The 26,481-nt window shown below is 64.9% G+C and carries 31 protein-coding genes; 23 read left to right on the forward strand and 8 right to left on the reverse strand.

What is annotated here, in order from left to right; translation table 11 throughout:
• Positions 1-33: 33 nt before the first annotated feature.
• Entirely contained in the window at positions 34-1,170 is a 1,137-nt protein-coding gene (locus tag HUTA_RS09675; RefSeq protein WP_015789716.1) for a site-2 protease family protein, read from the forward strand.
• A gap of 82 nt (positions 1,171-1,252) precedes the next feature.
• Positions 1,253-2,176 carry an alkaline phosphatase family protein gene (locus HUTA_RS09680; protein WP_015789717.1) on the forward strand — a complete coding sequence of 308 codons (924 nt, stop codon included), beginning with the start codon at positions 1,253-1,255 and terminating at the stop codon, positions 2,174-2,176.
• A 20-nt stretch (positions 2,177-2,196) separates the two neighbouring features.
• Here HUTA_RS09680 and thiL read toward each other — a convergent pair whose 3' ends face one another.
• Entirely contained in the window at positions 2,197-3,075 is an 879-nt protein-coding gene (gene thiL, locus HUTA_RS09685) for a thiamine-phosphate kinase (protein WP_015789718.1), read from the reverse strand.
• Between the two features lie 134 nt (positions 3,076-3,209).
• Here thiL and HUTA_RS09690 point away from each other — a divergent pair, with 134 nt between their 5' ends.
• The 8 genes from HUTA_RS09690 (at position 3,210) to HUTA_RS09725 (ending at position 9,905) form a co-directional block, all read left to right on the forward strand.
• The gene (locus HUTA_RS09690; protein WP_015789719.1) at positions 3,210-4,235 is read left to right on the forward strand and encodes a lysylphosphatidylglycerol synthase transmembrane domain-containing protein; all 1,026 of its coding nucleotides are present in this window, start codon (positions 3,210-3,212) and stop codon (positions 4,233-4,235) included.
• A gap of 93 nt (positions 4,236-4,328) precedes the next feature.
• The gene (locus tag HUTA_RS09695; RefSeq protein WP_015789720.1) at positions 4,329-4,790 is read left to right on the forward strand and encodes a 30S ribosomal protein S19e; all 462 of its coding nucleotides are present in this window, start codon (positions 4,329-4,331) and stop codon (positions 4,788-4,790) included.
• An 89-nt stretch (positions 4,791-4,879) separates the two neighbouring features.
• Entirely contained in the window at positions 4,880-5,230 is a 351-nt protein-coding gene (locus HUTA_RS09700) for a DNA-binding protein (protein WP_015789721.1), read from the forward strand.
• Positions 5,231-5,824 (forward strand): alpha hydrolase, encoded by a 594-nt coding sequence (locus tag HUTA_RS09705; protein WP_015789722.1) that lies wholly within the window; start codon positions 5,231-5,233, stop codon positions 5,822-5,824.
• Between the two features lie 107 nt (positions 5,825-5,931).
• Positions 5,932-6,585, forward strand: coding sequence for a GNAT family N-acetyltransferase (locus HUTA_RS09710; RefSeq protein WP_015789723.1), 654 nt, complete (start codon positions 5,932-5,934; stop codon positions 6,583-6,585).
• A gap of 178 nt (positions 6,586-6,763) precedes the next feature.
• Positions 6,764-7,174, forward strand: coding sequence for a hypothetical protein (locus tag HUTA_RS09715; protein WP_015789724.1), 411 nt, complete (start codon positions 6,764-6,766; stop codon positions 7,172-7,174).
• A gap of 95 nt (positions 7,175-7,269) precedes the next feature.
• Positions 7,270-8,574 (forward strand): histidine--tRNA ligase, encoded by a 1,305-nt coding sequence (gene hisS, locus HUTA_RS09720; protein WP_015789725.1) that lies wholly within the window; start codon positions 7,270-7,272, stop codon positions 8,572-8,574.
• A gap of 71 nt (positions 8,575-8,645) precedes the next feature.
• Positions 8,646-9,905, forward strand: coding sequence for a hypothetical protein (locus HUTA_RS09725; protein WP_015789726.1), 1,260 nt, complete (start codon positions 8,646-8,648; stop codon positions 9,903-9,905).
• Here HUTA_RS09725 and HUTA_RS09730 read toward each other — a convergent pair whose 3' ends face one another.
• Positions 9,906-10,151, reverse strand: a complete 246-nt coding sequence (locus HUTA_RS09730) for a hypothetical protein (protein WP_143920356.1) — start codon at positions 10,149-10,151, stop codon at positions 9,906-9,908.
• Between the two features lie 34 nt (positions 10,152-10,185).
• Positions 10,186-10,854, reverse strand: a complete 669-nt coding sequence (locus tag HUTA_RS09735; RefSeq protein ID WP_015789728.1) for an HAD family hydrolase — start codon at positions 10,852-10,854, stop codon at positions 10,186-10,188.
• Between the two features lie 165 nt (positions 10,855-11,019).
• Here HUTA_RS09735 and HUTA_RS09740 point away from each other — a divergent pair, with 165 nt between their 5' ends.
• Together HUTA_RS09740 and HUTA_RS16010 are read left to right on the forward strand one after the other, a co-directional pair.
• Positions 11,020-12,363, forward strand: coding sequence for an outer membrane protein assembly factor BamB family protein (locus HUTA_RS09740; protein WP_169304890.1), 1,344 nt, complete (start codon positions 11,020-11,022; stop codon positions 12,361-12,363).
• Positions 12,360-12,485 carry a hypothetical protein gene (locus tag HUTA_RS16010; RefSeq protein WP_280985282.1) on the forward strand — a complete coding sequence of 42 codons (126 nt, stop codon included), beginning with the start codon at positions 12,360-12,362 and terminating at the stop codon, positions 12,483-12,485. Before HUTA_RS09740 ends, HUTA_RS16010 begins: the two co-directional genes overlap by 4 nt.
• Before the next feature lie 99 nt (positions 12,486-12,584).
• Here HUTA_RS16010 and HUTA_RS09745 read toward each other — a convergent pair whose 3' ends face one another.
• Complete coding sequence (locus HUTA_RS09745) at positions 12,585-13,697, reverse strand: glycosyltransferase family 4 protein (RefSeq protein ID WP_015789730.1); 1,113 nt, start codon at positions 13,695-13,697, stop codon at positions 12,585-12,587.
• 45 nt (positions 13,698-13,742) lie between these two features.
• A complete protein-coding gene (locus tag HUTA_RS09750) occupies positions 13,743-14,612 on the reverse strand; it encodes an alkaline phosphatase family protein (protein WP_015789731.1) in 870 nt (289 codons plus the stop codon).
• 124 nt (positions 14,613-14,736) lie between these two features.
• Between HUTA_RS09750 and HUTA_RS09755 the strand changes: the two genes are divergently transcribed.
• From HUTA_RS09755 to truA, 10 genes are all read left to right on the forward strand, one after another.
• Positions 14,737-16,710: an aldo/keto reductase gene (locus HUTA_RS09755; protein ID WP_015789732.1), complete on the forward strand. Its 1,974-nt coding sequence runs from the start codon at positions 14,737-14,739 to the stop codon at positions 16,708-16,710.
• Between the two features lie 93 nt (positions 16,711-16,803).
• Positions 16,804-17,190: a DUF7475 family protein gene (locus HUTA_RS09760; protein WP_049941297.1), complete on the forward strand. Its 387-nt coding sequence runs from the start codon at positions 16,804-16,806 to the stop codon at positions 17,188-17,190.
• A 169-nt stretch (positions 17,191-17,359) separates the two neighbouring features.
• Positions 17,360-18,133, forward strand: coding sequence for a CDP-alcohol phosphatidyltransferase family protein (locus tag HUTA_RS09765; RefSeq protein WP_015789734.1), 774 nt, complete (start codon positions 17,360-17,362; stop codon positions 18,131-18,133).
• Between the two features lie 26 nt (positions 18,134-18,159).
• On the forward strand, positions 18,160-18,633 hold the full coding sequence (locus HUTA_RS09770; RefSeq protein ID WP_049941298.1) for a hypothetical protein: 474 nt from the start codon (positions 18,160-18,162) through the stop codon (positions 18,631-18,633).
• Between the two features lie 63 nt (positions 18,634-18,696).
• A complete protein-coding gene (locus HUTA_RS09775; RefSeq protein WP_015789736.1) occupies positions 18,697-19,266 on the forward strand; it encodes a phosphatase PAP2 family protein in 570 nt (189 codons plus the stop codon).
• A gap of 75 nt (positions 19,267-19,341) precedes the next feature.
• The gene (locus HUTA_RS09780) at positions 19,342-20,148 is read left to right on the forward strand and encodes a GTP cyclohydrolase III (RefSeq protein WP_015789737.1); all 807 of its coding nucleotides are present in this window, start codon (positions 19,342-19,344) and stop codon (positions 20,146-20,148) included.
• A complete protein-coding gene (locus HUTA_RS09785) occupies positions 20,148-21,158 on the forward strand; it encodes a zinc-dependent alcohol dehydrogenase (protein WP_015789738.1) in 1,011 nt (336 codons plus the stop codon). The genes HUTA_RS09780 and HUTA_RS09785 overlap by 1 nt, the downstream gene beginning before the upstream one ends.
• Before the next feature lie 50 nt (positions 21,159-21,208).
• On the forward strand, positions 21,209-21,601 hold the full coding sequence (locus HUTA_RS09790; RefSeq protein WP_015789739.1) for a 6-pyruvoyl trahydropterin synthase family protein: 393 nt from the start codon (positions 21,209-21,211) through the stop codon (positions 21,599-21,601).
• Positions 21,598-22,449 carry a class I SAM-dependent methyltransferase gene (locus HUTA_RS09795; protein WP_015789740.1) on the forward strand — a complete coding sequence of 284 codons (852 nt, stop codon included), beginning with the start codon at positions 21,598-21,600 and terminating at the stop codon, positions 22,447-22,449. Before HUTA_RS09790 ends, HUTA_RS09795 begins: the two co-directional genes overlap by 4 nt.
• 43 nt (positions 22,450-22,492) lie before the next feature.
• On the forward strand, positions 22,493-23,320 hold the full coding sequence (gene truA, locus HUTA_RS09800) for a tRNA pseudouridine(38-40) synthase TruA (RefSeq protein WP_015789741.1): 828 nt from the start codon (positions 22,493-22,495) through the stop codon (positions 23,318-23,320).
• Positions 23,321-23,329: 9 nt separating this feature from the next.
• Here the strand turns inward: truA and dpsA are convergent, their stop codons facing one another.
• Complete coding sequence (gene dpsA, locus HUTA_RS09805) at positions 23,330-23,878, reverse strand: DNA starvation/stationary phase protection protein DpsA (protein ID WP_015789742.1); 549 nt, start codon at positions 23,876-23,878, stop codon at positions 23,330-23,332.
• A gap of 227 nt (positions 23,879-24,105) precedes the next feature.
• Here dpsA and HUTA_RS09810 point away from each other — a divergent pair, with 227 nt between their 5' ends.
• Positions 24,106-24,615 (forward strand): hypothetical protein, encoded by a 510-nt coding sequence (locus HUTA_RS09810; protein ID WP_015789743.1) that lies wholly within the window; start codon positions 24,106-24,108, stop codon positions 24,613-24,615.
• 105 nt (positions 24,616-24,720) lie between these two features.
• Here HUTA_RS09810 and HUTA_RS09815 read toward each other — a convergent pair whose 3' ends face one another.
• Positions 24,721-26,166 carry an NAD(P)(+) transhydrogenase (Re/Si-specific) subunit beta gene (locus HUTA_RS09815; RefSeq protein WP_015789744.1) on the reverse strand — a complete coding sequence of 482 codons (1,446 nt, stop codon included), beginning with the start codon at positions 26,164-26,166 and terminating at the stop codon, positions 24,721-24,723.
• A complete protein-coding gene (locus HUTA_RS09820) occupies positions 26,167-26,448 on the reverse strand; it encodes an NAD(P) transhydrogenase subunit alpha (protein ID WP_015789745.1) in 282 nt (93 codons plus the stop codon).
• Between the last annotated feature and the right edge of the window lie 33 nt (positions 26,449-26,481).

Consider the following 26,481-nt stretch of genomic DNA (forward strand, 5'->3'; position numbering starts at 1 on the left):
ATTTTACGTCACCAACTCTTCAGAGCGACGTAGATGTCACCCGACGAACCGGCCAACAGCCCCCCGAGCGTCGGGGCGTTGACGTCGGTATTTCACGTCTACCGGGTCGAACGTGACGACGACGAGATCCGGTACATCGGCGAGCCACTCATCTCACCGGGAAACCTATCGACTGAAGTCGGCCCGCTGTTCGCCCGGCGGGGATACGATGTCTCGGTGACGCGGCGTCACGGCGACGGCGGACCCGCCCCATATGCCCTGGTCGCCGAGCCCGAATCGGTCGGGATCGACGGCATTCCATGGGGCAACATCGTGATGCTCGTTCTCACTGTCGCCACGACGCTGTACGCGGGCACGTGGTGGTATTACATTGATATCGCCGGTGACCCGCTCAATCTGCTCCGGGCCTGGCCCTTTACCGCCGCTGTGCTCGGTGTGCTTGCGACCCACGAACTCGGCCACTACGTGATGAGTCGCTACCACGGTGTCGACGCGAGCCTCCCGTATTTCATTCCGGTTCCGCCGCCGATCGGGACGATGGGGGCGATCATCCGGATGCGCGGGCAGATCCCGTCCCGGAAGGCGCTGTTCGATATCGGCGTCGCCGGCCCGCTGGCCGGACTCGCCGCGACGATTGCCGTGACGGTGGTCGGTCTCCATCTCGATCCGATCGCCGTCCCGGAGCAGGCGCTCCAGGCGGCCGACGAGGGCGCATCGATCAAGTTCAACGACCCATTGTTGCTCACGCTGCTGGCCGATCTGGTGGGGCAGCCGACGGACTACCCCCGCGGACTGGCCGTCAATCCGGTCGTTTTCGGTGGGTGGGTCGGGATGTTCGTGACCTTCCTCAATCTGATCCCGGTCGGCCAACTCGACGGCGGGCACATCCTCCGGGCCGCGCTTGGCCAGCGCCAGGAGACGGTCGCCGCCGCAGTCCCCGGCGTCCTCTTCGCGATGGCTGGCGGACTGTACTTCCTCACGGAGTACACCCAGTCGACGATCCTGTGGGGGATCTGGGGCGTGATAGCCCTGGTCATGGTCCAGGCCGGGTCGGCGACCCCGCTTCGCGAGGGGTCGATCGGGATGAAGCGCCTCGCACTCGCCGGGCTCACCTTCGTGCTCGGGGCACTGTGTTTCATGCCCGTGCCGATCGAGATCGTCGTCCCGTAACCAGCCGCTGCGTTCTCACCCGGGGCCTGAGGCGAACGCGATACGCTTTTCGGGCAGTGCGAAGTAGCTGCAGGCAGTACCCGTGGTTTCGCTCCCAGAACCGATCGCGTCGTTCGTTCGGTGGCTCCCCAGCGAGTTCTCGACGGCGAGCGTGCTCAAACGCGAACTCAAGGCCCGGCTCGTCCGGCCGTTCGTCCGCCAGGACTACGAGACGATCTCCTACGGTGAACGCGACTGGGATACACTCGTGGTCCTCGACGCCTGTCGGTACGACGTCTTCGCGGCGAACAACCCCTTTACCGTGCCGGCCGAGCGTGTCAACTCGAACGCGAGTCACACCAGTGACTTCCTCTCGGCGAACTTCGCTGGCGACCACCCCGACACGGTCTACGTGACTGCGAGCCCGCAAGTGGCCAATCACGGCGGCGACTTCGCCCACGTCGAACACGTCTGGCGAGACGGCTGGGACGAGGCAACCGACACGGTCCTGCCCGAGACGATGACCGACCGCGCACTCGAAGTCGCCCAGACGCACCCGGAGAAACGGCTTATCGTCCACTACATGCAACCCCATTACCCCTTCATCGGTGAGGCGGGGGCGGATCTTGCCGCGCAGGGATCGTTCCTCGACGGGCGGGCGGATCGGGCCTATCCCTCGGTCTGGGAGCGTCTCGACGCCGGGGCAGCCGACGAGGCCCAGGTCTGGGACGCCTACGAGGAGAACCTTCGGATCGCACTCCCCGAAGTACAGCGACTCGTCGAGGCACTCGACGGCAAGACCGTCGTCACCAGCGACCACGGCAACCTCTTCGGCGAGCGCGTCTCGCCGCTGCCGATCGACATATACGGCCATCCCCCCGGGATCGCTGACGAAGAACTCACTGCCGTCCCCTGGGTCGAACTCCCCTTCGAGCAGCGACGGGAGATCCGCAAGACTGAGACACGATCGGCCACCACCGACGATGGCGATGTCGAAGAACGCTTAGAGTCGCTGGGTTACGTCTGAGCGGTGTCCGTTCGCCTCGCTCACGCTGATTCGCCGTGCGTGTATCCGCGATCGGGAAGCGGTTCGCCGTCGAGCGTGATTTCGCCCTCAGCCGTTACTCGGCCGATCGACGAGATTTCCGTCGGTGACGCCTCACGAGCGGCGTCGAGTTTTTCCTCCGGGATCGTACACACGAGCTCGAAGTCCTCGCCGAAGGAGACGGCCAGCTCCTGGCGTTCGTCCGGATCGGCGACCTCGGAAAGTGCCTCGGCGATCGGGAGCGGCGACTCGACGGCGAAGCCGACGTCGCTCGCCTCGGCAAGCTGGTGGAGCGATCGCGCGAGTCCGTCGCTGGAATCCATCATCGCGCTCGCGTATGCGGCGAGTGCGCGTCCGGCGGCCACCCGGGGCTCGAATCGGAAGAGATCGTTCGCTCGTTCGTACTCGCCCGCCTCGAAGAAGCCGAGGGCGGCCGCACTCCGCCCGAGCGTCCCGGTGACACAGACGATATCGCCGGGGGACGCACCCGAGCGCAATACGGGATCGTCGGCTCGCCCGACCGCCGCTGTCGCCACCGTCAACTCGTCGTGTTCGTCCAGGTCGCCCCCGACGTAGGCCCCGTCGACCGCCGCGCAGACGTCGCGCGCGCCGTCGACGAACGCCGTGATCTCCTCGCCGTCGAACGTCGGCGCGCCGTAGACTGCGACCGCCGCCGTCGGCTCGCCGCCCATGGCGGCGACGTCCGATAGTGACGCGCCGACGGCCCGCCACCCGGCGGTGTAACGGGTCGTCCCCGGCGGGAAGTCCGTCGACTCGTGGAGCATGTCGATCGTGACGACGAGTCCGTCGACGACTGCCGCGTCGTCGCCTGCGGGATCCAGATGCTCGGCAATCAGCCCCAGTGCGCTCCGCTCGTCCATGGACGGCGTTCGGTCCCGTTCGTAATACGCCCGGCGATCGGTCGCGATGGGTGGGTCGCCGCCTGTCCCGGGCTGAACCGGTCCGCCACCCGGTTCCGGTGGGTTCAAATCGCCCCCACTCATGAGTCGCTTCCATGGACGGCGATCGGAAGACGACCCTTGCCGGGTTCGCCGGCGCGCTCGCCGTACTCGGGTTGCTGTTCTGGGCCGTCGGCATCGACGCCTTGGTCGGCCATCTCTCGCGTGCCCGTCTCCCGCTCGTTCTCGCTGTCGTGACGATGACCGTCGTCTGGCTGTCCTGTTGGGGGATGTCCCTGCACACGGTCCTTGGCGCACTCGATTCGCCGGTCCCGGCTCACACGGCGATCCTAGTGTTCTCCTCGGCTGTCTTCTCGAACGCGATCACGCCGTTCGGGCAGGCCGGTGGCGAACCGGTCGCGGCGTTGCTCGTCTCGGAGGCCGCCGACAGCGAGTACGAGACCGGCCTGGCCGCGATCGCGAGCGTCGATACGCTGCACTTCGTGCCCTCGATCGGCCTCGCGACTGTCGGACTGGGGACGTTCGCCGTCGAGTCAGTCAACCTCGACCAGAATCTCTATTTTGCGGCGGCTGCGGTCGGATTGCTCGCGGCAACTTTCCTCGGTGCGGCACTCCTTGGCTGGCAGTATCGCTACGAGATCGAACGCGTCGTCGTCGGGGTGTTGACGCCGGTCATCCGTCGTGTGAGTGGGGTGCTCCCCCGCGTAGAACCGCCCGAAGGGAATGTCATCGAGGATCGTATCGAGGGATTTTTCACGGCGATCGACCGGGTTGCGGGCAGTCGCCGAACGATCTTGCTTGCCTCGCTGTACTCGACGGCGGGGTGGCTCTCGCTGTCGACGGCGCTGTGGCTGTCGTTGGCCTCGCTCGGCCACGTCGTTCCGTTCGTCGCCATGCTGGTCGTCGTCCCGGTCGCCTCGATCGCGGCGATCACGCCACTCCCCGGCGGGCTCGGCGGGATCGAGGCCGCATTTATTGCCCTGATCGTCTCGACGACGGGGCTCGCCGCGTCGGTCGCCGGGGCGGGCGTCGTCATCTACCGGCTCTCGACGTACTGGCTCACGCTGTTCATCGGGGGCACGACAGCAGCGATTCTGGGCGAACGGTATCGATCCTCGTAACGTCGGAACTCCCATTTGGGCGTGTGAACGCGCCCCAGACGTGGTTTCCGGACAACGATGCGCTTAAATGACGCCACGGGGAAGGATACGTCAATGACGACGCTCTACGATGTCCCGGCCGAGGACCTCATCGAGGCCGTGGCCGAACAACTCGCCGAGGATAGTGCGATCGAAGCGCCCGAATGGCTCACCTTCACCACCACCGGCACCGGCCGCGAACTCGCCCCCGAGCAGGAGGACTTCTGGGAGACCCGCGCCGCGAGCCTGCTCCGGAAGGTCGCCGTCGACAGCCCGGTCGGCGTCGGCACGCTCGCGACCGCCTACGGCGGAACCAAACAGGGGACCAACCGCTACCAGGTCCGTCCGAAACACCAGGCCGACGGGAGCCGCAACATCATCCGGACGGCGCTCCAGCAACTCGAAGACGCGGGCTACGTCTCGACCGCCGAGGGCGAGGGCCGACGGATCACTGCCGACGGACAGGCTCTCCTTGACGAGACGGCCGAGGAGGTTATCGAGGACCTCGACCGACCGGAACTCGAACGCTACGCCTAGGGTTCCCTGGGACCCTCACAGCCCGATCGTGACATCGATCGCGGAGTAGCGAAATCGTTTTCCCCCCGACTCGACAAGTATCTACAACCATGAGTGGCGAGCCATCCGACGACGAACTCGAACAGCTTCGCGAGGAGCGAATGGAGCAGCTTCGCGACCAGGCCCAACAGGAGGGTGGCGGCAACCCCCGTGAAGCGGCCCAACAGCGCGCCGATGCCCAGAAGAAGGCCGTCCTGCGCCAGCACCTGACTGACGACGCCCGCAAGAGACTCAACACCCTCAAGATGTCGAAACCGGACGTCGCCGAGCAGGTCGAAAGTCAACTCGTCGCCATCGCACAGAGTGGCCGTATCCAGGGCAAGATCGACGACGAAAAGATGGAAGAACTCCTCCGGGAACTGACGCCTGACTCCAAGAGCTTCGACATCAAGCGCCGGTAGATGCCCCTCGGGCTCTCGTTCAGCGGCGGGAAGGACTCCGCGCTCGCGGCGTTGCTCGCCGACTCCTTCTTCGACGTCACGCTCGTGACTGCCACCTTCGGCGTGACCGACGCCGCCGAGAACGCCCGCGAGGCCGCCGACGCGCTCGGATTTGCCCACGAGACCATCGAACTCGACCGCGCCGTCGCCGAGGGCGCAATCGAGCGGATGGTCGACGATGGCTATCCACGCAACGGCATCCAGCAGGTCCACGAGGCGACCCTGGAGGCGGTCGCCGAGGCCGGCTTCGATGTCGTCGGCGACGGGACGCGGCGGGACGACCGCGCGCCGGCGGTATCGCGATCCGTTGCGCAGAGTCTCGAAGACCGTCACGGCGTCCAGTACGTCGCGCCACTCGCCGGCTACGGTCGAGAGACGATCGACGATCTGGCTGGTGAGTTGCTCCGGATCGAGACTGGGCCGAGCGAGCGACTGGCGAAGGGCGACTACGAGCACGAGCTCAGAGCCGTGCTGGCGGATGTATATGGGGAGAGCGCTATTGACGATATTTTCCCCGAGCACGTCCAGTCGGTCGTGCGTGGACGGCGGGAGTGAGTCGATTCAGTGGATGTCCACACCGCAACCATACTGAGGTAATTGCGCAGTCCGTTTGCGTCCCATTCTCCGTTGGTCTTATTGACCTGTTTCAGGTAGTGGCCAGTATGCTGTTCCCCGAGGAGATTGAGACGGAACGTCTCCGTTTGCGACGGCTCTGTCACGAGACGGTCGACGTCTTCGAATACCATACGTTGTGTTCTGCTCATGAGCCAGCGATCGAGGAAGTGACCGCGTACCTTCCATGGGACCCTCACGAGACTGTCAAGGAAACAGCCGATTATCTCGATGAACTCGAAGCCAAGTGGGACAACGGAACGCGGGCGGAGTACATCATTCGTCCGAAAGAGGGGGAGGCAGGCGCGGGTAAAATCGTGGGTTCGGGGGGCCTCATCGTCGATTGGGAGACACAAACCGGAAAGCCGGCGATCTGGCTCCGCAAGCAGTTCTGGGGCAACGGCTATGCCGGCGAACGAGCGGAGGCGATGCTTGAACTGGCTTTCGAGCGTCTGGATCTCGATCTCGTCGCAATCCCCGTGCAGGACGGCAACGACAGGTCCCGGGCGGCGGTCGAGAAGTACCTCTCCACGTACGGCGGGCAGTACGACGGCCTCATCCGCAACTCGACAGTCCGACCTGACGGGACGATAATCGACCACCACCGATACACAGTTACCCAACAGCAGTATCAGGAGCACCACTCGAAGGCTGATTCGTCTGTATCGCTTGGATCTTCGAACCGAGCCCAGCGGGAGCCCTGAGCGTCCGAGCGCCGGACTGATGATTTGGAACGCTCACTAAACCGAATCCTCATCTGAACACTATTTTTCGGACGCGGCCACGAAGCGGTATACACGCTCGTGCCTGATGCAGGCAGCTGTAATGACATGGATGGCGCGTCACAACATCTATTGCGGTGGGGGTAGAAATGAGAGTAGGATGGCCGCAAACAACGACAAAGTCCAGTTCCGGGGGGAGACCGAGAAGGCGGCCTCGAAAGTCGTCGATCAGATCCGTCTCGGCGGCATCAACGTCAGTGAACTGGCCCGAGAAGGCCTCAAGGAGAAGCTCCGAGAAACGCTGTCGGACGAAGAAAAGATCGAAATCCACCGCCGATACGAGCAGGGCGAAATCTCCGAGGAGGTGGCGGAGATGTTGATCGGGGACGGCATCGCGGAAATCGAGCGGGAGGCGGCCGTCTTCGAGGACGCGATGGAACTAGACACGAGTACGTCTGAAACATTTGCGTCCAGCGGCGACGCAGATAACGAAGATCGCCCTGAATTCGAAGGCCAGCCGATGTTCAAGGGCGATTTCCACGGTGAGTACGAAGGCGATACAGATGGGTGATGACGACCGTATTTAAGCAAATATCAATATTTGACTATATTCTTCGACGCGACCGGAAGGAAGGGTTCAAACGCCCGCTGGCCGAACGCAGGGGTATGTACGACGGTATCAAAGGGTTTCGCGACTTCTATCCCGCGGAGATGGCGGCCCACCGTGAGGTCATCGATACGGTCGAGGACACCGCCGCCCGCTACGGCTTCCGCGAGATCGCGACGCCCGCTTTGGAGGAGACCCGCATGTACGTCGAGAAGAGCGGCGAGGAGATCGTCGAGGACCTCTACAGCTTCGAGGACCAGGGCGGTCGCGACGTGGCGCTGACGCCCGAACTCACGCCCACCGTCGCCCGGATGGTCGTCGAGAAACAGCAGGCGCTCTCGAAACCGATCAAGTGGTACTCCACCCGCCCGTTCTGGCGCTACGAAGAGCCCCAGCAGGGCCGTTTCCGGGAGTTCTACCAGACCAACGTCGACATCTTCGGCAGCGAGGAACCCGAGGCCGACGCCGAAATTCTGGCCTTCGCCGCCGACGCGCTGACGAACCTCGGGCTGGACGCCGACGATTTCGACTTCCGTGTCTCCCACCGTGACATTCTGGGCGGTCTCCTGGAGGCCTTCGACGCCGACGTGGACCAGCGGGCCGCGATCCGGGCCGTCGACAAGAGCGCGAAGATCGAGGAAGCGGAGTACTACGATCTCCTGACGGAGTCCGGGCTCTCCTACGACCAGGCCGAACAGTTCGACGCCCTGCTCGCGACCGACGACCTCGACGAGTTGACCGACTTCGCGGGCACAGATCGCGTCGCCGACGCCGTCGAGAATCTCGAAGCCGTCCTTGCGGCCGCCGAGGACTTCGGCGTCCGGGAGTACACGACGATCTCCCTGGAGACGGCCCGTGGACTCGATTACTACACGGGCGTCGTCTTCGAGTGTTTCGACTCCGTGGGCGAGGTCTCGCGGGCGGTCTTCGGCGGCGGCCGCTACGACGACCTCATCGAGAGCTTCGGCGGCCAGCCGACGCCCGCGGTCGGCGTCGCGCCGGGCGTGATGAACTCGACGCTGCCCCTCTTGCTTCAGCGGGCGGGCGTCTGGCCCGAGGAGGAACTCTCAACGGACTACTACGTCCTGCAGGTCGGCGACACCCGCTCGGTCGCGTCGCGGATCGCTCGCGAGCTCCGGGAACGCGGCCACGTCGTCGAGACCGACGTCTCCGATCGATCCTTCGGCGGACAACTCGACTACGCCGACTCGATCAACGCCGAGACGGCGATCATCGTCGGCGAGCGCGACCTCGAAAACGACGAGATCACGATCAAGGACATGGCCTCGGGCGACCAGGTTCAGGTGCCCGTCGCGGACTTCCCGGGCGACCACGACCGGCCGACGTACGACGATCTCGCCTGAGCTGTTGTCATCTACTGAGGTCCGTTCGCTGACGAACACTTCTTTGGGTGTCGATACCATAGATCGCGTCGATGGCGGTCGAACTCCGTCCGGCGACGGCGCTGCTCGTCCTGGGAGCCGTGCTCCTGGCCGGATCGTTGGGCTCGTTCGTCGTGACCGAGGCCGTCGGCGAGTCCGCTGTCGACCCGACGTACCTCTCGCTGGAAGACACCGATCGACAGCTGTGGTCGTATACGAGCACGGGCTACTCTTTCGATCGGGCAACGCTCGCGCTGAACGCACTCGTCTACGGCGATCCGTCGGCCGTCCGCGGGCAGTTCCTCGGGCGGGACATGGCTGACTGGAACGTCACGGACGAACCGACGGAGCCGATCGCCGCGGATCCGACCGCTGCCGAGGCGACAGATCCGGCGGTCCAGTGGGATCTCACGACCGGCTCGAACCGGTATGTCTACCTGGCCGATGCGGGCGGTGACGGGACGGCCGGCGAGTGGCTCACGGTGGACTACCAGGTCCACGACGGCACCTACCTCGGGAGTCGTCACCACATCCGGGCGTATACGGCTCCCGACGGCGACGGCGAGTGGACGGCGATGCAGGCCCACCACGAACACTGGGACTGGTTCATGGGCAGACACGTCGTCACGAGCGTCGAGAAGTCACAGTCCCATCTCGAACGCGAACTCGTCGCCGGGTCGAGTGCGCCCGAGATCCGGCGGATACCCGTTGGAGGGGACCAGTCTGACTTCGATCGCTGGTTGACGATCGTCGACCTCCGTGAACTGGGTGTGACAGCAGGGTCTCTCCTCCCGGTTGCTCTCCTGTTTGCCGTGTCCGGACGCTTCCAGACCGGAACCCGGCGGCTTCGCGAGCGGCTCCCGACAGATGACGCGCGGATGCTCGTCCTCGCCGCCGGCATCGTGGCGGTGACGCTTTCGGTCCGAGTGCTCGGCATCCAACTCGAGCGCGCGCTCGACGTTGCGCCGAAGACGATCGCCTTTGGACTCTATCCCGTTCTCTTCGTCGGCCTTCCGACCGTGACGTACCTGCTTGCCCGACAGCTCGATCGCCCGCGGGCCTTTGCCGGCGCGTCACTCGGGTTCGTGGCCGCAGTCCTGATCAATTACTCGTATCTGGGGGTTTCACACCTCTCGCTCACGATGCTCGTCTATCGCGGTGCGCTGGCGGTCGCGCTGGGGCTGATCGCCGCCGGGAGTTCACGCGACGAACGCCGTGATCCCGAGCAGGTGAGTCACGTCCGACTCGGCGTCTTACTGTGGCTCGTGGCGACGCTGCTGCCACTGCTGCGTCACACGCCACTGCCGGTCTGATCAATCGGGGCTCCGATACGGTCGCTCCCACGCCGGGGTGAGTTTCGCGTAGACGGCGATGCCGACGAACAGCACGAGGTAATGTGCCCACTGTGGGAGCGTTAGCCAGCGAAACACGGCCGCCGAGGCGACGATCCACGACAGCAACACGGCCGCGTCGACGAACAACTGATCGCGGTTGTGGCCCAGATACGCGAGCAGTCGACGCGATCGCGACTCGATTCTCGGTCGGTCGGTGTCAGTCACTGGCACCCAATACGCACTGCCGGCCCAAAATCCTTCACCTCGATTCGGGCGTCGACTCCGCGTCTACCGCTGCTCCGTCGGGACACTCCCAGGCCTCGTTTTCGATCGTCTCGACCGCCTCGGCGAGCGTCCGCTCGCGGCGATCGAGATGGACGTAGCCCATGCCGGTCCGGGCGGCGAACTCGCGGTCGCTGTCGCGGTCGCCGACGTAGACGTACTCGCCCTCACCCAGTGCGTCGGCGACCGGGTCGAACATCGCCGGATCGGGCTTGAGTCGGTCGAGTGCTTCCCGTGATTGCCCGCGACCGACAGCCACGTCGAACGCCCCGTCGTAGCCCGTGGTTTCGAGGAACGCCTCGACGACTTCCTGGGGGGAGTTACTCACGCAGAACAGCGTTTCGTCGGTCACCCGCTCGATGGCGTCGAGGTCCTCGAAGGGCATGAGTTCGCCGGACTGGATGGCTGTGATCTTCCCCTCAGTGTAGTTGCGGGTTCGTGCCGCCCACAGGCGGTCCGGTTCGACGTCGAACTCGGTAGCGACGGCTTCGAGGTCAGCCAGCGCGTCGGGGTAGAGCTTTCGTCGGTTGGACTCAGTGGGTTCGATGTCGAGTTCGGCCAGGGCGTTGTCGAGTCCGCGGTCGAGCCACGCGAGGTCGGCTGCCGAATCCAGGAGGACGCCGTCGAGGTCGAAACCGACGTTCATCGTTTGGTTGTCCGTTCGTCGAAGCGAAATATTCCTCGGAATCCGAACGTGGCCGAACGAAATGTCTGTCAGAAATTATTTCAACGGGCACGATCTTTGGGGGAGATGAAACAGCTGATGGTCCCCACACGAAGACAATATCTACAGACGATCGCAGGGCTCGGAGTGACTACAATCGGTTCGAACACCGCCTCCGATGGGACAGCGGACACTACTGGGGAGGACTGGGGGCAGCTCGGATACGACAACGGGAACACGGGCCACGCTCGCGGGCATACAGGACCGACCGAACGCGCCGGCGTGGCTTGGCGGGCCGATATCGAGGGGCACTACTACGAGTCGGCCCCGGCGGTCGTCGACGGGACGGTCTACGTCGGCAGCGCCGATGGACAGATGTACGCCCTCGATGCTGCGGACGGCTCCCAGGAATGGACATTCCAGACCGAACTGAACATCTATTCCTCGCCCACAGTCGCGGATGGGGTCGTCTATTTCGGAAGTACTGACGGGAATGTCTACGCTGTCGACGCGACGGACGGCACCGAAGTCTGGACGTTTGAAACCCCATATAGTGTCCGCTGTTCGCCAGTCCTCGCCGATGGGACGCTCTTTATCGGCAGCAAGTACCGGCTGCTGTACGCTATCGACGCCGCCAGCGGTGTCGAGCAGTGGGCGTACGGAACGGGAACGAGAGCTGGACCGTCCGGGTCACCGGCCGTCCGCAACGGGACTGTCTACGTCGCCAGCGATTATCGCCTCTATGCGATCAATGCCGAAGACGGCACACGCCGATGGGAGTTCGAACCAGAGGGCGGAATCCATGCGTCGTCGCCGGCAGTCGCCGACGGGATCGTCTATATCGGTGGCGACAGGGGCGCCGTCTATGCGATCGATGCCGACGATGGCACGGAGCAGTGGACGTTCCAGACGGGCGAGGAGCGAACCTACCGGACGGGCAGATGGATCTGGTCGTCGCCGGCCGTCACGGACGGGACGGTGTACGTCGGTTCGGGGGACAAACACGTCTACGCGATCGATGCGAGCGACGGTCACGAGGAGTGGTCCTACCGGACGGGGAGAACCGTCAATACGGCACCGGCCGTCGCGGACGACACTGTCTACGTCGGGAACGTCGAGTCGACGCTGTATGCCCTTGACGGGACTGACGGGACGGAACGCTGGACTCTCGGGTCGATTGATATTCACTATTCCTCGCCGGTCGTTGCCGATGGCAGCGTCTACATCGGAAGCCCCGATGGACACGTCTACGCGCTCGATGAGGATTCTGGTGGTGGTTCCATCGCCGTCGATGGGGTCGACGTTCCGCTCCCTGCCGCAGGAGGGCTGGCAGCGCTCTCTGGTGCGTTCGGGTACGCTGCCTATCGAAAGGTCTCGGCAGACGACGATCGAACTGATTCGACAGACGACCATTCGGCTGACGACGAGATTGACCAGATCGAAGCCGGTGTCGAAACCTCGAAGGCTCCCACTGTCGACCTTAGTCCGTGAGTGATCGATCGAGACGCGCCTTCCGGATCGCACACGACGGTCGCCCCGGGTATCGCTTCTCGGGCCAACTCGACGTGGCGACGGTTTCGGATACGATCATCGACGTTCTTCGGGAATGCTAGCTCCTCGAAGAACGTCCCGTGGGTTGTCTCAACCGACAGCGACGGCAAACACTGCAAGTACGCCTTCCGGATGCTCGAACACGTCCGGGATGGCGGCTGCTATCGCTGTAGCGCCCGATCCACGTATTCGCCGATCGCCGATTTGAACTGCTCGCGAGTGAATCGATCGCGAGCGAGCGACGGGCGGTCGTCGGTGCTGATCGCGGTGTTGATCCGGTCGACAGCAGACTCCACGGAGTCGAACAACCGGTCGGCCCGGCCGTCGAGAATCTCTCGCTGGCCGCCGCCATCGGGTGCGAACGTGACCATCCCCGCCGAGACGTACTCGGCGACGGACATCCCGAAGTGTTCGTCCGGTTTGAGATTCAGCCCGTAGCGGTGGGTTCGAAGCAGGTTTTCGAGTCGCTCGCGCGGGACGTCACGCTCGAAGACGACGTGTGACCGCTGGTCTGCCGCCGCCGCTACCTTCTCAGCATATTCTCGATAGGAACGCGGTGCGGACCCGACGATGTGAAGGTGGATATCGTGGCCGCGGTTACGGAGCCGGTCGACGACGGTGATCGCATCCAGGACCCGTTTGTCGGGCGCGATCCGCCCGACGACGACGATCCCCTGCTCGCGGTCGTCCCACTCAAGACCGCCGTCTATGGCGTCGACCGGGGGGTGCAGGACGTCGGGTCGAACGCCGTAGATGTCCTCGACAACGTCGGCCGTCCACGCCGAGTTTGCCAGCAGCGTCGCGTCCTGCAGATCATCCCGTTCAGGGCCGGCAAGTCGGCCCCAGAGCGGATTCAGCCGACCGGGGTCGGCGTCCTCGCGTTCCCGCAGATGAAACTGCGGATAGTGGATGTACTGGACGGACGGCCCCGAAAAGGCGAACTCGTTTGCGGTACTCACCGCCAGGTCGAACGCGGCCGCGTGTCGTCGGAAGTGTCGCTCGACGAGCACGCTTCGGACGGCCAATTGTGGCCCGATCTTCGGCGCGAGTCGGCCGAGAGTGCTCGCGAGCAGCCCATTGGCCGGTGGCGTCCGTACTGCGAGCCCGTCGAGGTCCGCGTCGAAGCGATCCGCCAGCACGTCAGGATCGGTCTCACTGAGGGTGAACAGCGTGACCTCGTGGTCAGTAAGCAGTGCTTCACAGGTCGCCAGACACACCGCGTCCGCGCCCCCCTGGAAATCGAGCGTGTTGTGAACCACAGCGACCTGCACCATAGGGGGCGTTCGCCCCGGAGAGGAATATACTGCCGGCTCCGTCCGTCACCGGTAGCCGAGTGCGTCGAGACGTGCCCTGTCGTCCTCGGCACCGTAGACGCGACTCACTGGGAGCGGTTCCGGCGGCGATAGCTTCGGCGAGTACGTCTCCCTCCCGCCGCCCGTCGTCTCGGCCCACGGGACAGTCAGGACTGCCGGGACCGGCAGGTGCATCGGATGGCCGTACAGCCCCCACTCGCCGAAGAGATTGGCGTGATCCGCGGTGATCGCGACGCGACCGGTGACATTCTCGGCGAGAATCGCGACCTCCTCGAGGACGTGTCTGAGATTGGCCTCGTAGGCGTCCCACACCCGATCGCTCGAAATCTCGCCGCGCCGGAGGGCGACCCAGGGGTTCGCGGGGTTGCTGTGGTCGCTGTTTCGAACCATGCCGTCGTCCGCCGAAAGCGGGTCCGGGACGAACGGATGGTGGGGCTGCATGTAGTGGACGACCAGCCGATGGGGGTCACGCTCGCGGGCCATCGTGATCGCCCGGTCGGTGACGGCCCGAGCGGGGACCGTTCCCTGGTCCTCGTCCCAGGCGTACTTCCAGACTTCGTCCAGGGCGGCGAAGGCGTCGGCCTCGACGTAGCGGTCGGTCCAGGTGTTGCCAGTCACCATCATGGTCCGGGCCGTTTCCGGATGCCCTGGAAACGTGTTTTCGAGCCACTCCGAGGACGAACTCCCGACTGATCGCATCGACTCGACATCCTCGATCAGGTCCGTTTCGAGGGCGACCGATCGGAGGACATCGACCCGGCAGGCGTCGAGCACGACGAGCACGTCCCACTCTCGATCGAGGACGTTCGTCCCCCTATCGAGTCGCTTGCCGATCGCCTGCAAGGCCCGGAGGTACGCGGTTCCGAGCCGACCCATGCCCGGTTCTGTCACGGTCGTGGTTCGTTCCAGGCGGACAAAACGGCATCGCCCCGCCTTGGGTGGGCCGCGGAACGATCCCCTCCGCCGGGACGCATTAGTACGTCCCGCCCGGGGTAGGTCCATGGACTGTCTGTTCGTAGGTGCCGGCGCGATCGCCGACGAGTACGCCGCCGGCCTGGCGTCGACGTCGCTCTCCCTTGCCGGGGTCTGTGATCTCGACGCCGAATGCGCGGAAGGGCTCGCTGCGGAGCACGACTGCCCGGCGTTCACTGATCTGGAAACAGCACTGGCATCCGTCGACGCGCCAGTGGTGGTGAACCTGACGACCCACGCGGCCCACGCCGAGGTGACCCGGACGGCGCTTTCGGCGGATCGACACGTCTACTCCCAGAAACCGCTCGCGCTCGACGCCGAGACCGCCGGCGAGCTACTGGAGATGGCCCGTGAGCGCGATCGCGCACTCGGTGTCGCGCCGGAGAACCCTGACGCCCCGTCACAGCGCCGGGCTGCCCGCGTCCTGGCCAGCGGACGGCCGGGTCCCGTGCAACTGGGTTACGCCCACGCCCACGTCGGCCGCGTGACTGACTGGCACGACCGGCCCGACTCGTTTCTTTCGATCGGGCCGCTGTACGACGGTGGCGTCTACCCGCTGACGCTGCTCGTCTCGTGGTTCGGCCCGGTCGAAACAGTCCGCGTCGCCGACGCCCTCGACATCTGGCCCGAGCGCGAGTCGAAACGGCCCTCGACACCCAGCCACATCGAGGCGACGCTCGCCTTCGAATCAGGACCAACCGTCCGGCTGACGGCCAGTTTCTACGCGCCCCACCGGAGTCGAGAGTTCTACGGCCTCGAAGTGCACGGCGACGACGGATCGCTGTATCTCGAGGGCACTGGCGCGATGGAGACCGCCGTCGATGATGTTCAGTTCGGTCGCGTCGGTCGCGAGTACACCGCCGTGCCGCTCCAATCACCCACGTCGTCGGTCGAATACGCCGACGCTGTCGAGCGACTCGCTGACAGCGTCACCGCGGGAACGCCTTCCCGGGAGACTGGTCGACGGGGTGCCCACGTCGTCGCCGTCTGCAACGCCATCGAGGTTGCTGCTGCCAACGGCGAACCGATCGACGTGCCGGCCTATGGGACCACAGCCGATCCACTGCCTGCGACAGCTGTTCGGCCGGAGACTGCGGACGAGCGTTCGACCGGCAGTGACGGGATTCGACTCCCGCCGGTCGGCTTTGGCTGTTCGCGGTACCGTGACGGCGAGTACGTCGACCGCCGGGACTCCATCGCCACGGCGCTGGACGCGGGCTATCGCTTCCTCGACAGCGCTGAACTCTACGGCAACGAACATCGGATCGGCGAGTTGCTCGCGGCCCCGGGCGCGCCGGACCGGGAAGCCGTCTTCGTCCTCGGGAAGGTCTGGCGGACGAACCACTGTCGCGAGCACATGATCGAGGCCGCCGAGGGGAGTCTCGCGGAACTCGGTCTCGACGCCTTCGACAGCTACGGCCTCCACTGGCCCGACGCCTGGGCACACCGCGGGTCGCTCGACCGACTGGCGGAGTTGCCGGTGGAAAAACAGGAGGCCCGCTCCTTCCCCGAAACCGACGACGGCGATATCGAGACGGCCGACATCTCGCTCGAAACGGCCTGGGAGAACCTCGAAGCTGTTTACGACCAGGGACTCGCCCGGACGCTTTCTGTCTCGAACGTCACCCGATCACAACTGGAGACGATCCTCGAAACCGGGCGTGTTCGACCCGAAATCGTCCAGATCGAGCGCCATCCCTACCAGCCACAGAATGAGCTCGTCTCGTTCTGTCAGGAGCGCGGTATCCGGGTGGTCGCCCACTCCCCACTGTCCGCCCCCGGCCTGCTGGACGAGCCGATACTCGCAGAGATTGGCGAAGAACACGGCCTCTCGCCGGCCGAGGTCGTCATCGCCTGGAACGTCTCGGAAACCGTCGTGCCGATCCCGTCGAGCACGACGCCGGCCCACATCGTTTCGAACCTGGCCGCAGCCCGAAAACGCCTTGCGCCCGCGGAGAGCGAGCGGATCGACGCACTTCGCGATCCCGATTTCGAGCGGTAGGGTGGGACAAACCGCTTTCCTGGCTCGCCCGCCGATGCGGTAACGTGGGCCGCGGGCACCACGATTATGTACTCCTTTGCCGATATGTGTGGTATGGCAACAACTACACAGTCAGGCGTGCAACTCAGAACGGAGTCGCTTGGCGGCCTTCACTGGATCGGCATCCTCGCGGCACTGGTCAGTGCCGGGGTCCATCTCTTGCTCGGCGTCAGGATGGCTCCCTCGGGGATGGGAATCAGCTTCATCCTTGCAGGCCTCGGGTTTCTGGGCGCGATCGTCCTCATCCTGATCGACTATCGCCGTCGGGCGGTCTACGCCGTCGGGATCCCGTTCGTCCTCGCCCAGATCGGCCTGTGGCTGCTCATCAACTTCGTCAACGGCTCGAAGTCCTTCCCGGCCGATATCGGGACGCTCGGGGCGGTCGATAAGGTCGCACAGCTTGTGCTGGTCGGCATCCTCGTCGCACTGTTGCGATCCTGATTCTTCCCCGTCAACTCCCAGGAAGGGGGCGATATGGGTCACAACTTTAGGGTGGTCCGGCCCTATTGCCGAGACGACTCCTGTATGAACCCGCCGACGGTGCCCCAGCTGAACGCGAGTGCTCGGTGTCCCGCCACAAAGAGCCCTCGCCTGGAGCCTGGAGGGGCGCATGACTGACCGACCGCCCGAGAAGTCGGCATCTGTCGGGCTAGAAGTGGGGCTGCCCCTCGTCGGTGCGCTCGCAATCGGCGTCGTCCTTCGGGGGCTATATCCGCCCGGCGGGATCGACACCCGGCTGCTGGACCCGGCCGTCGTCGCCGGGCTCTGCCTGGGCGGCCAGCTATGGTATGTCAGCCATCGCCTCGTCCCGGCTCGCACTGCTGGCGAGCCCCTCGCCCGGCTGTTCGGGCTGGCCAATTCGCTCACCCTCCTTCGTGGCGCGCTGTATGCAGTCGTGGCCGGATTCGTCGTCGTGCCCCCTGATACGCCACTCGTCTGGATCCCAGCGCTGGCCTATGGAAGCGGTGTCGTCCTCGACAAATTGGACGGGACCGTTGCTCGTACGCTCGGTCAGGAGACAACACTGGGGGAGCGACTCGATATGACGTTCGATACGTTCGGCTTCGTCGCCGCGCCGGTGGTCGCTGTCGTCTGGGGGCGACTTCCGGTCTGGTATCTCTCGCTCTCGGCTGCCAGGTACGTCTATCGCGCCGGCTTAGCGTGGCGAACGCGCCGTGACCGGCCGGTGTTCGACCCACCTGACAGCAACGTCGGCAAGTACCTGGCCGGCGTCCAGATGGTGTTTCTCACCGCGGCGCTCGCGCCGGCTGTGCCGGGACACCTTGTCTGGACCGCGGCCCCGCTCGTCCTCGCCCCGTCGCTTGCTGTCTTCGCCCGTGATTTCCTGGTTGTGACTGGTCGGCTTTCGGGCCAGGAGCGCTGAAGTGCGTCCAGACCCTCTGTGCTGACGTGCTCTTTCCGACGCATCTCCTGGTGGCCGCCCTGCTTTCACGGGCGTCCCGTCTGTCGATGCCGTGGCTGGTGGTCGGCGCGGCGGCTCCCGACGTCATCGACAAACCACTCGGCATGGTCGGGGTCGTCGAGCTGTATCACTCGGTCGGCCACTCGGTGTTGCTATTCGCCATCGTCGTGCCTGTCGCGGTGTCGAGTGCTGCCGGTCTGGGGGTCGCGGTCGGCTGGGCATCACATCTCGTTGCCGATGGTCTGCACGTCGTCGTCAACGGCCGTCCAGATGCCCTCCTGTCGCTGGGCTGGCCGGTCGTGACGCCGCCCGACCCGCTGGCGATCCCGCCAGGGGCATTTTTCGGATACTATGTCGGATCGGCGTCGTTCTTCCTCGAAGTCGGCCTCTGGGTGCTCGGGGGCGTCGCCGTACTATCGGGATCGCGGGCCGTCTCACGTGTTCGTGGCGACGGGCTGTGACATGGCTCCGGTCACCTCGGCCGGAGAGTCCATGTACGCCCAGCCAGTAGGCACGGCAAGCGTATGGAACAGCTACTTAGCGATCTCATCCAGTGGATCGTGGCGTTCGACACCGCTGCCGTCGATGTCCTCCTCGACCTTCGAAGCCCGCTGCTCACCAAATTCATGAACTCGATAACCGGGCTCGGATCGGTGGCGGCCGGACTGGTCTTTCTCGGCCTGGTCTATCTCGCCGAGTGGCGCGAGGAGTTTCGACTCATGTTCGTCGCCATGGCGCTCAGCGGAGTGATCGTCATTACGCTGATGTTCACCGTTCAGCGCCCCTATCCACCAAACCCAGTCTGTCTGACCGACGGCTCCGGAACGGTCGTCCACTCGTTCCCGTCGGGTCATGCAGCTGCCGCTGCAATCTACGCGACGGTCGCCCATCGATCCGAGACGATCCCGTTTCGAATCACTGCGATCCTGGCGACGGCGCTCGCGTTTTCACGATTTTATCTCGGAACACATTACCTCTCGGACACATTGGTCGGCGTCTTCATCGGGATCGGAACCGTGCTGATCGCCGAGCGACTCATCGAGTCCGGTCGCCTTTCTCCCCTCTTCAGCCGTCTGTCAGCTACCCACGGCTGAAGCCGTGGGCTTCCGCGCTGTTACCGCTGTGAGCCGCCCGCGCGTTCCGGGGGAGAAATCACAGCAGTCCGAACAATGATTACCGACCCGCTCGTACACTACCCAGTGACGACAGCAACCCAGGTCGCGCTCATACAGATCGACGACTACGGTCCCTGGACTGTCACGCCCGAGCCACGGCGTGAGATGGATCTGCAGTACTTGCAGGCGTCGCTGTTCGCTGACTTCGCTGCGTTCGTGGACGGGGCTGGCGGGTACGCCTTCTATGGGCGATTCGACAACATGTACGCCGTCGGCAACGAGATCGATCCGGCGGACTTCGAGCGGTTTCAGCGCCGGGTCCGAAACCGGTATCCAGTCACTGTGAGCATCGGCGTCGGGCTGGCCGAGTCGCCCGTCGAGGCGCTGGGCGAGGCAAGCGAACGCCTCCAGGCGGCGGGCAGCGCCCAGGACGGCAATCGCCGCGAGGCACTCGTCATCGGTGACGACGAACCGGCTGATACCGGAATGGTGACTGTTGGTCACTTCGACGTCGTCGACGTGACCGGATCGCTGACGGATCGTGAGAACGCCATTGACGTGTCGCTTGCAATCAGACGAGCCACGCTCGAACTGGCAACGTATCTCCGGACCGAGTACGACAGTCTCGCCCACTTCGTCGGCGGCGACAACATCATCGCCATCTGTCCCGACATCCCCCCGCAGGCGTTCGACAACGCGATCGAACACGTCCGTGTGGAGACGGACATCGAACTCCAGGTCGGCATCGGCCGCGGCCCGACCGCCCAGGCCGCCGGTGAGCAAGCCAAAGAAGCACTCGAACAGTGTCGAGCGACCGGGGCTCGAATACACGGCGACGGGCAACTCCCGGCGGACGACTGATGACGGGCGAGTCGCTGTACTTCACCGGTCCCGAAGCGCTCGACCTGCGCGAACGATCGGTCGAGGTCTCGGCCGATGAGGTGCTCGTCGAGACGCACGTCTCGGCCATCAGTCCCGGGACAGAACTGCTTATCTATCACGGCGAGGCCCCGCGTGATCTCCCGGCCGACGAAACCCTCGACGCGCTGGATGGCGACCTCTCGTATCCGTTGCGATACGGCTACGCCGCCGTCGGCGAGGTGATCGAGACCGGATCGGCCGTTGATCCGTCCTGGCAGGGTCGAGAGGTCTTCGGCTTCAACCCACACGAAACCCGATTCAGCGCCGAGCCCTCGACCCTCATTCCGGTCCCTGACGGGACTGTTGCCGAGGAGATGGTCATGTATCCGACCGTCGAGACGGCGACGACGCTCGTCCTCGATGGCGGGCCGCGAGTCGGCGAGCGGGTGGTCGTCTTCGGTGCCGGCGCGATCGGGCTGTGTGTGATCGGGTTACTGGCGTCGTTTCCGCTGTCGGAACTGGTTGTCGTCGACCCGCTTTCGGCGCGCCGCGAACGTGCCCGGCAACTGGGTGCCGATACGACCCTGGCACCGGATGACCTGACGGCAAATCGCTGGGACGATGCGGCTGGGCCGGACGGCGCCGACCTGGTGTATGAACTCTCGGGTACCCCGTCGGCACTGGACGACGCCCTCGCGGTTGCGGGCTACGATAGTCGGATCGTCGTCGGCTCCTGGTACGGCACCAAGTCACCGACACTCGACCTCGGCGGGGATTTCCACCGCGACCGCGTCTCGATCGAGTCCAGCCAGGTGAGTACGATCGACCCGGATCGTCGCGGCCGCTGGTCGTTCGATCGCCGCACCGAAGTCACACTCGACAATCTGGCGTCGCTCCCGGTCGAATCCCTGGTCACGCACCGGATCCCGTTCGAAGAGGCCCCCGACGCGTACCGACTCCTCGACGACCAGCCCGAAGACGCCCTACAGGTCCTGCTGACGTACCACTGACAGGGCACAGTCACAGACAAATGACCGAACCATCGAACGAACCCAATCCAATGACATCCCACACCTACGAACTGACGGTCACACGCGAATTCGTCGCACAGCACTTCCTCACCGTCCCCGATCCGGGGCCGGAAGGCGTTCCCCACAGCCACCACTTTACCGTCGAAGTTCGCTTTGGCGGCCCCGAACTCGGCGAGTACGGCTATCTCGTCGATATCGACGACGTCGAGGCCATCCTCGATGATCTCGAAGACCGCTATCGCGATGCGCTTCTCAACGATCTTCCCGAATTCGAGGGGCTGAATCCGAGCGTCGAGCACTTCGCCCGCCTGTTCGGCGACCGCGTGGCAGACGCCCTGGCGAATCCAAACCTGGAACACCTTCAGATCCGGCTCTGGGAAGACGACGTTTCCTGGGCGAGTCACGCACGCGATCTCGAATGAACCACACCGAGACCCGGTATCTCGAAGCCAAGCGGTCGCTCGACGATTGCGCTCGCTCGCCTCGTGTTCGCGATCGGCTGCTGTCGGCACTCGCCTCCGAGCCCCAGATCCTCGATATCGGCTGTGGCACGGGGACGACGGTGCCACGGCTGATCGAGTGGGGCATCGATACCGCCACCTACCGGGGTGTCGACGGCGACGCTGGCGTGATCGAGTTCGCGCGCGCTGTCCGGCCTGCCGAGCTCCGGCGCATCGGCCGCAGCGTCACCCACGAAGAGCGTGGGTTCACTGTCGCGGATCTCTCGGTCGCCTACGAGACCGGCGACGCGCTCGCGGCACTCGAGGCCGCCGAGGCTGTCGATCTGATTGTCGCCCAGGCCTTCGCCGATCTGGTTCCGATTCCCGAGTTGCTGGCCGGGATCGAATCGGCACTGGCCCCGGGTGGCCTCGCGTATCTCCCGATCACCTTCGACGGCGGGACGATATTCCAGCCCGACCATCCCGCAGACGAAGCCGTCGAAGCGGCCTATCACGACGCGATCGACGCCGAGCCCGGCCGGGACGTCCACGCCGGTCGGCACCTGGCCGACGCCTGTCGCCGTGCGGACGGCGATCTGCTCGCGATGGCCGCATCGGACTGGGTCCTTCGTCCTCGCGACGGGTCCTATTCCGCCGATGAAGCCTATTTCCTTGGGTGTATTCTCGACTTCGTCGAGACCGCACTTTCGGACGCGGATGTGACACAGTCTGCGGACTGGATAGCCACCCGCCGGGAACAACTGGCTGCCGGCGAATTGACCTACGTCGCCCACCAGTACGATCTTCTGTATCGGGCCGCGGAGACCTGACTGCCGTCGAAAGGGCGAAGGCCCGCGCCGTCGAATTTGGCCCGTGACCGACGTTTCGAGACGGGCGTTTCGAATCGCCTACGACGGCCGCCCGTTCCACGGGTTCCAGCGCCAGCCCGACGTGGCGACTGTTTCTGACGCGATCCTCGACGCGCTCCGGGAGCTGGATGTCCTCGAAGACGGTGACAACGTCCCGCCCGGCTATGCCGCCGCCGGACGCACGGACGCCGGCGTCTCGGCACTCGCCCAGACCGTCGCCTTTGATTGCCCGGACTGGCTCTCGCCCGCGGCGCTCAATAGCGAACTCCCGGCCGACGTCCGGGCCTGGGCGAGCGCCGACGTGCCCGCCGAGTTTCACGCGACTCACGACGCCGTCGCCCGCGAGTACACGTATCACCTTCACGCCCCGGACGCATCGGTGTCGCGGGCAGGGGATGCCCTCGACGCCCTCGCCGGCGAGCACGATTTTCACAACTTCACGCCCGACGACACCGGGACCGTGCGCGATCTCACTGGCGAGGCACGGAGTGAGGGTGACTTTCTGGTCGTGACTCTCCGCGCCGACGGGTTCCCCCGACAGTTCGTCCGGCGGGCCGTCACCGTCATCGACGCCCTCGCGAGTGGTGTGGCCGAACTCGACCGGATCGAGCAACTGCTCGGGGACGACCCGGTCGAGGGGCCCGCGGGCGTCGCGCCGGCTGCCCCCGAAGCGCTGGTCCTGACTGCTGTCGAGTACCCGGGTCTCTCCTTCGAACGCGACGAGTCAGCACTCGCGAGTGCGCGTGCAATCTTCGAAACGAAAGCGATCGATCACCGGACGAACGCCCGGGTCGCCTCGAGGATCGCCGACGGGATCGATCAGGAAGAGTGACGGACCGGTTTACTCCATCGCGTCGGCGGTGACCAGCGTGTCGCCTTCGAGGTAGTGCTCGATGTGGTGGGCGTCCTCCTCGACGGTGACGATGTTCTCGCGGATGATCTCCGCCGTGGTCGGGTCGCCGAGGTTGTCGAACAGCTCGACGTGCTCCCGGAGGGTCTCGATGATGTCGCCGTACATCTCCAGATCGTTTTCGAGAGAGGTCCGGATGTCGTAGACGTTCTCGTCTTCCGGTTCGACGGGGGACTCGGCCTCCAGCGTCGCGCCGCTGGCGTGGGGCACCCCACCCAGTGCCTGGACGCGCTCGGCGAGTTCGTCGGCGAAGGCCTCGGCGTTCTCGGCCGCGTCGCCAAGGAACAGATGGAGGTCCCGGAACTCCGCGCCCTCGACGTTCCAGTGGTGCTTTCGAAGCTGGTGATAGAGGACGTACGTCGCTGCCAGGTCCGTGTTCAGTGCGTCGACGATCTCCTCGGCGCGATCCGCGTCCATTCGCAGTCCGTCGGATCCTTCGACCTCGCCTGCCGTCTTGAGTACGTGCTCGCTCTGGCTCATACACGACAACGTACTGGTGGGAACTACTTAAAGGTTCCCGAACACGCAATCATATTTTTCTAAATGACGACTTTCCTTTTCTACTCTGTGTATTTTTATTCGGAATATGTATTCCTCCTGTGTCGAACACGCTGTCCCCACGGCGGGTTTTGTGGCTACCCCCCTGAAACGCCGACGGGCAAACTCAGTGCAGAAGACATATATAACTGAAAGATCAGAACGGACTCATGCCTTCCCGACGAACACTGCTCGCTTCTATCGGGGCCGGTGTTCCGCTCGCTTTCGCAGGGTGTCTGCTTGACGACGGCCGCGTCGAAGCCTACGTCCAGTTCAAAAGCATCGGGGGCGTCACCGAGTCGGATGGCCGACGGGAGAACGTCGACATCCTCAGTGTGGATGCGAGCTACGAACCCAATGTCGCCCCACCGGATGTTCATCTTCACGATGCATGGGCCGACCGGTTCCCGGAACCCCGTATGCCGGTCGTTTCTGACGACCTTCACACGGATCTCACCGACCAGTTCGATTCCGTGCGCTACGTGGTTGGGACGACCAGCCCGGAATGGGGTGACGACGAACCGGTCGGCAGTTTCAACGTCGCGACGACGCGGGAGAACTTCAACCGGGTCCAGGTCCATACAGCGATCACAGCCTCTTCAGACGGGACGTACCTCACGATCCACTCTGTCGACGGGCTGTGGGAGTTCGGTTCGACCGAGGCACCGACTCCCGACTGAGGAGGGCCCGCTGCTTGCGATCGGAAGCGCTGGCCCGGCTATTGGGCCAAATGTCCAGAAACACAGCCTGTAACCGGCGGACAGAAACGCGACGCGAACTGTGGACTACCGGTTTTCCTTGTACGCGCTGACGAGGTCCTGCATCGACGCCTGGGCGTCGCCAAACAGCATGCTCGTGTTGTCCTTGGCGAACAGCGGATTGGGAATGCCAGCGAAGCCGGAACTCAGACTGCGCTTGTTGACCACGACGGTCCCGGCATCCCAGACTTCAAGGACGGGCATGCCCGCGATCGGGCTGTCCTCGTCCTCGTTGGCCGAGGGGTTAACCACGTCGTTGGCCCCGGTGACGATCACCAGGTCGGTCTGGGAGAATTTCGGGTTGACCACATCAAGTTCCCGCATCTTGTCGTAGGGCACGTCAGCTTCTGCCAGCAGCGCGTTCATGTGGCCGGGCATCCGGCCCGCGACGGGATGGATGCCGAACTCCACGTCGACGCCGTCCTCCTCTAAGAGTTCGGCGAGTTCCGCGACGGCGTGCTGGGCCTGGGCGACCGCCATGCCGTAGCCCGGCACGACGACGACCCGCTCGGCGACTTCGAGCAGCATTTCGACCTCCTCGGGCGAGGTCTCGGTGATGTTACCCTCGTAGATATCCTCGACGTCTTCGCCGCTGTCGCCGCCCATGGACCCGAAGAGCACGTCCAGTAGCGGGCGGTTCATCGACTCACACATGATGAACGTGAGGATGAGGCCGGCCGCGCCGACCAGGGTCCCCGCGACGATCAGCGCCGTGTTGTTCAGGACGAAGCCGGTCGTCGCCGCCGCGAGTCCGGACATCGAGTTCAGGAGGGCGATCACGACCGGCATGTCCGCGCCGCCGATCGGGTACACCAGGATGATGCCGAACAGCGAGGCACCGGCCACCAGCACCCAGTAGGACGGGAGCCACGCCGACAGCGGCTCGCCGCCCAGCGGCCCCGTCTGGACCACCAGGAACGCCCCCGCCACGACGGCACCGACGAGGAAGAGTCCCTGGAGTACCTGCCCGGCGGTCCCGCTGATGGGCGGGTCGCCGACCAGCCCGTGGAGCTTCCCGGCGGCGACGAGGCTGCCGAACAGCGTCGCCGAGCCGATGATGCCCGCGATCGCCGCCGAGACTGTCAGATCAGCCGTCAGCGTGGCGGTCGTCGCCGGGTCGACCGTATCGATCAGTTCGGCCCCGGCGACCACTGCCGAGGCCCCGCCGCCGAACCCGTTGAACAGCCCGACCAACTGTGGCATCTCCGTGGTCTCGACGCTGACGGCGAGCCAGACGCCGATCGAGCCGCCGATCAGGAGCGCTGCGGCCAGCAACAGCGGCGAGAGGATCTCGAAGTAAAGCACCGTCGCCAGGACGGCCAGAACCATTCCACCCGAGGAGAGCTTGTTCCCCCGTTCGGCCGTCCGCGGGTGGGTCATGTCCCGCAGCCCCTGGATGAACAGGATCGCCGCGGCCAGATATGCAAGCTCGATCGCCGCCGGCGGGAGGCTCCCGAGCACGCCGTCGGCCATCTAGCGTCCACCCCGGTTGAACTCGGCGAGCATGAAGTGGCTCACGAGGTAGCCGCCGACGACGTTGATCGTCGCCATCACGACCGCCAGAAAGCCCAGGACTGTTGCCAGCGTTGTCTCGCCAGACCCGGCGACCAGGACCGAACCCAGCAACGTGATCCCCGAGATGGCGTTCGCGCCGGACATCAGCGGGGTGTGGAGGTTCGTCGGGATCTGGGTGATGATCTCGTAGCCCAGAAAGGCCGCGAGCACGAACAGCGTGAGGTTGGTGACGAGACTCATGGCTCTCCCCTCCTTGTGTGGGCTGTCCCGCCG

This window comes from Halorhabdus utahensis DSM 12940 (assembly GCF_000023945.1).
GTDB classification, from domain to species: domain Archaea; phylum Halobacteriota; class Halobacteria; order Halobacteriales; family Haloarculaceae; genus Halorhabdus; species Halorhabdus utahensis.

What these genes read in the sequence shown, in the direction of transcription:
- HUTA_RS09745 (WP_015789730.1), bottom strand. Translation starts at nt 13,697, where the DNA reads ATGGTGCAGGTCGCTGTGGTTCACAACACGCTCGATTTCCAGGGGGGC.
- HUTA_RS09700 (WP_015789721.1), top strand. Translation starts at nt 4,880, where the DNA reads ATGAGTGGCGAGCCATCCGACGACGAACTCGAACAGCTTCGCGAGGAG.
- HUTA_RS09705 (WP_015789722.1), top strand. Translation starts at nt 5,231, where the DNA reads ATGCCCCTCGGGCTCTCGTTCAGCGGCGGGAAGGACTCCGCGCTCGCG.
- HUTA_RS09785 (WP_015789738.1), top strand. Translation starts at nt 20,148, where the DNA reads ATGACGGGCGAGTCGCTGTACTTCACCGGTCCCGAAGCGCTCGACCTG.
- HUTA_RS09815 (WP_015789744.1), bottom strand. Translation starts at nt 26,166, where the DNA reads ATGGCCGACGGCGTGCTCGGGAGCCTCCCGCCGGCGGCGATCGAGCTT.
- hisS (WP_015789725.1), top strand. Translation starts at nt 7,270, where the DNA reads ATGTACGACGGTATCAAAGGGTTTCGCGACTTCTATCCCGCGGAGATG.
- HUTA_RS09765 (WP_015789734.1), top strand. Translation starts at nt 17,360, where the DNA reads ATGACTGACCGACCGCCCGAGAAGTCGGCATCTGTCGGGCTAGAAGTG.
- HUTA_RS09750 (WP_015789731.1), bottom strand. Translation starts at nt 14,612, where the DNA reads ATGGGTCGGCTCGGAACCGCGTACCTCCGGGCCTTGCAGGCGATCGGC.
- HUTA_RS09710 (WP_015789723.1), top strand. Translation starts at nt 5,932, where the DNA reads ATGCTGTTCCCCGAGGAGATTGAGACGGAACGTCTCCGTTTGCGACGG.
- HUTA_RS09725 (WP_015789726.1), top strand. Translation starts at nt 8,646, where the DNA reads ATGGCGGTCGAACTCCGTCCGGCGACGGCGCTGCTCGTCCTGGGAGCC.
- HUTA_RS09810 (WP_015789743.1), top strand. Translation starts at nt 24,106, where the DNA reads ATGCCTTCCCGACGAACACTGCTCGCTTCTATCGGGGCCGGTGTTCCG.
- HUTA_RS09715 (WP_015789724.1), top strand. Translation starts at nt 6,764, where the DNA reads ATGGCCGCAAACAACGACAAAGTCCAGTTCCGGGGGGAGACCGAGAAG.
- HUTA_RS09795 (WP_015789740.1), top strand. Translation starts at nt 21,598, where the DNA reads ATGAACCACACCGAGACCCGGTATCTCGAAGCCAAGCGGTCGCTCGAC.
- HUTA_RS09820 (WP_015789745.1), bottom strand. Translation starts at nt 26,448, where the DNA reads ATGAGTCTCGTCACCAACCTCACGCTGTTCGTGCTCGCGGCCTTTCTG.
- HUTA_RS09760 (WP_049941297.1), top strand. Translation starts at nt 16,804, where the DNA reads ATGGCAACAACTACACAGTCAGGCGTGCAACTCAGAACGGAGTCGCTT.
- dpsA (WP_015789742.1), bottom strand. Translation starts at nt 23,878, where the DNA reads ATGAGCCAGAGCGAGCACGTACTCAAGACGGCAGGCGAGGTCGAAGGA.
- HUTA_RS09780 (WP_015789737.1), top strand. Translation starts at nt 19,342, where the DNA reads ATGATTACCGACCCGCTCGTACACTACCCAGTGACGACAGCAACCCAG.
- HUTA_RS09775 (WP_015789736.1), top strand. Translation starts at nt 18,697, where the DNA reads ATGGAACAGCTACTTAGCGATCTCATCCAGTGGATCGTGGCGTTCGAC.
- HUTA_RS09675 (WP_015789716.1), top strand. Translation starts at nt 34, where the DNA reads ATGTCACCCGACGAACCGGCCAACAGCCCCCCGAGCGTCGGGGCGTTG.
- HUTA_RS09735 (WP_015789728.1), bottom strand. Translation starts at nt 10,854, where the DNA reads ATGAACGTCGGTTTCGACCTCGACGGCGTCCTCCTGGATTCGGCAGCC.
- HUTA_RS09790 (WP_015789739.1), top strand. Translation starts at nt 21,209, where the DNA reads ATGACATCCCACACCTACGAACTGACGGTCACACGCGAATTCGTCGCA.
- HUTA_RS09690 (WP_015789719.1), top strand. Translation starts at nt 3,210, where the DNA reads ATGGACGGCGATCGGAAGACGACCCTTGCCGGGTTCGCCGGCGCGCTC.
- HUTA_RS09695 (WP_015789720.1), top strand. Translation starts at nt 4,329, where the DNA reads ATGACGACGCTCTACGATGTCCCGGCCGAGGACCTCATCGAGGCCGTG.
- HUTA_RS09755 (WP_015789732.1), top strand. Translation starts at nt 14,737, where the DNA reads ATGGACTGTCTGTTCGTAGGTGCCGGCGCGATCGCCGACGAGTACGCC.
- thiL (WP_015789718.1), bottom strand. Translation starts at nt 3,075, where the DNA reads ATGGACGAGCGGAGCGCACTGGGGCTGATTGCCGAGCATCTGGATCCC.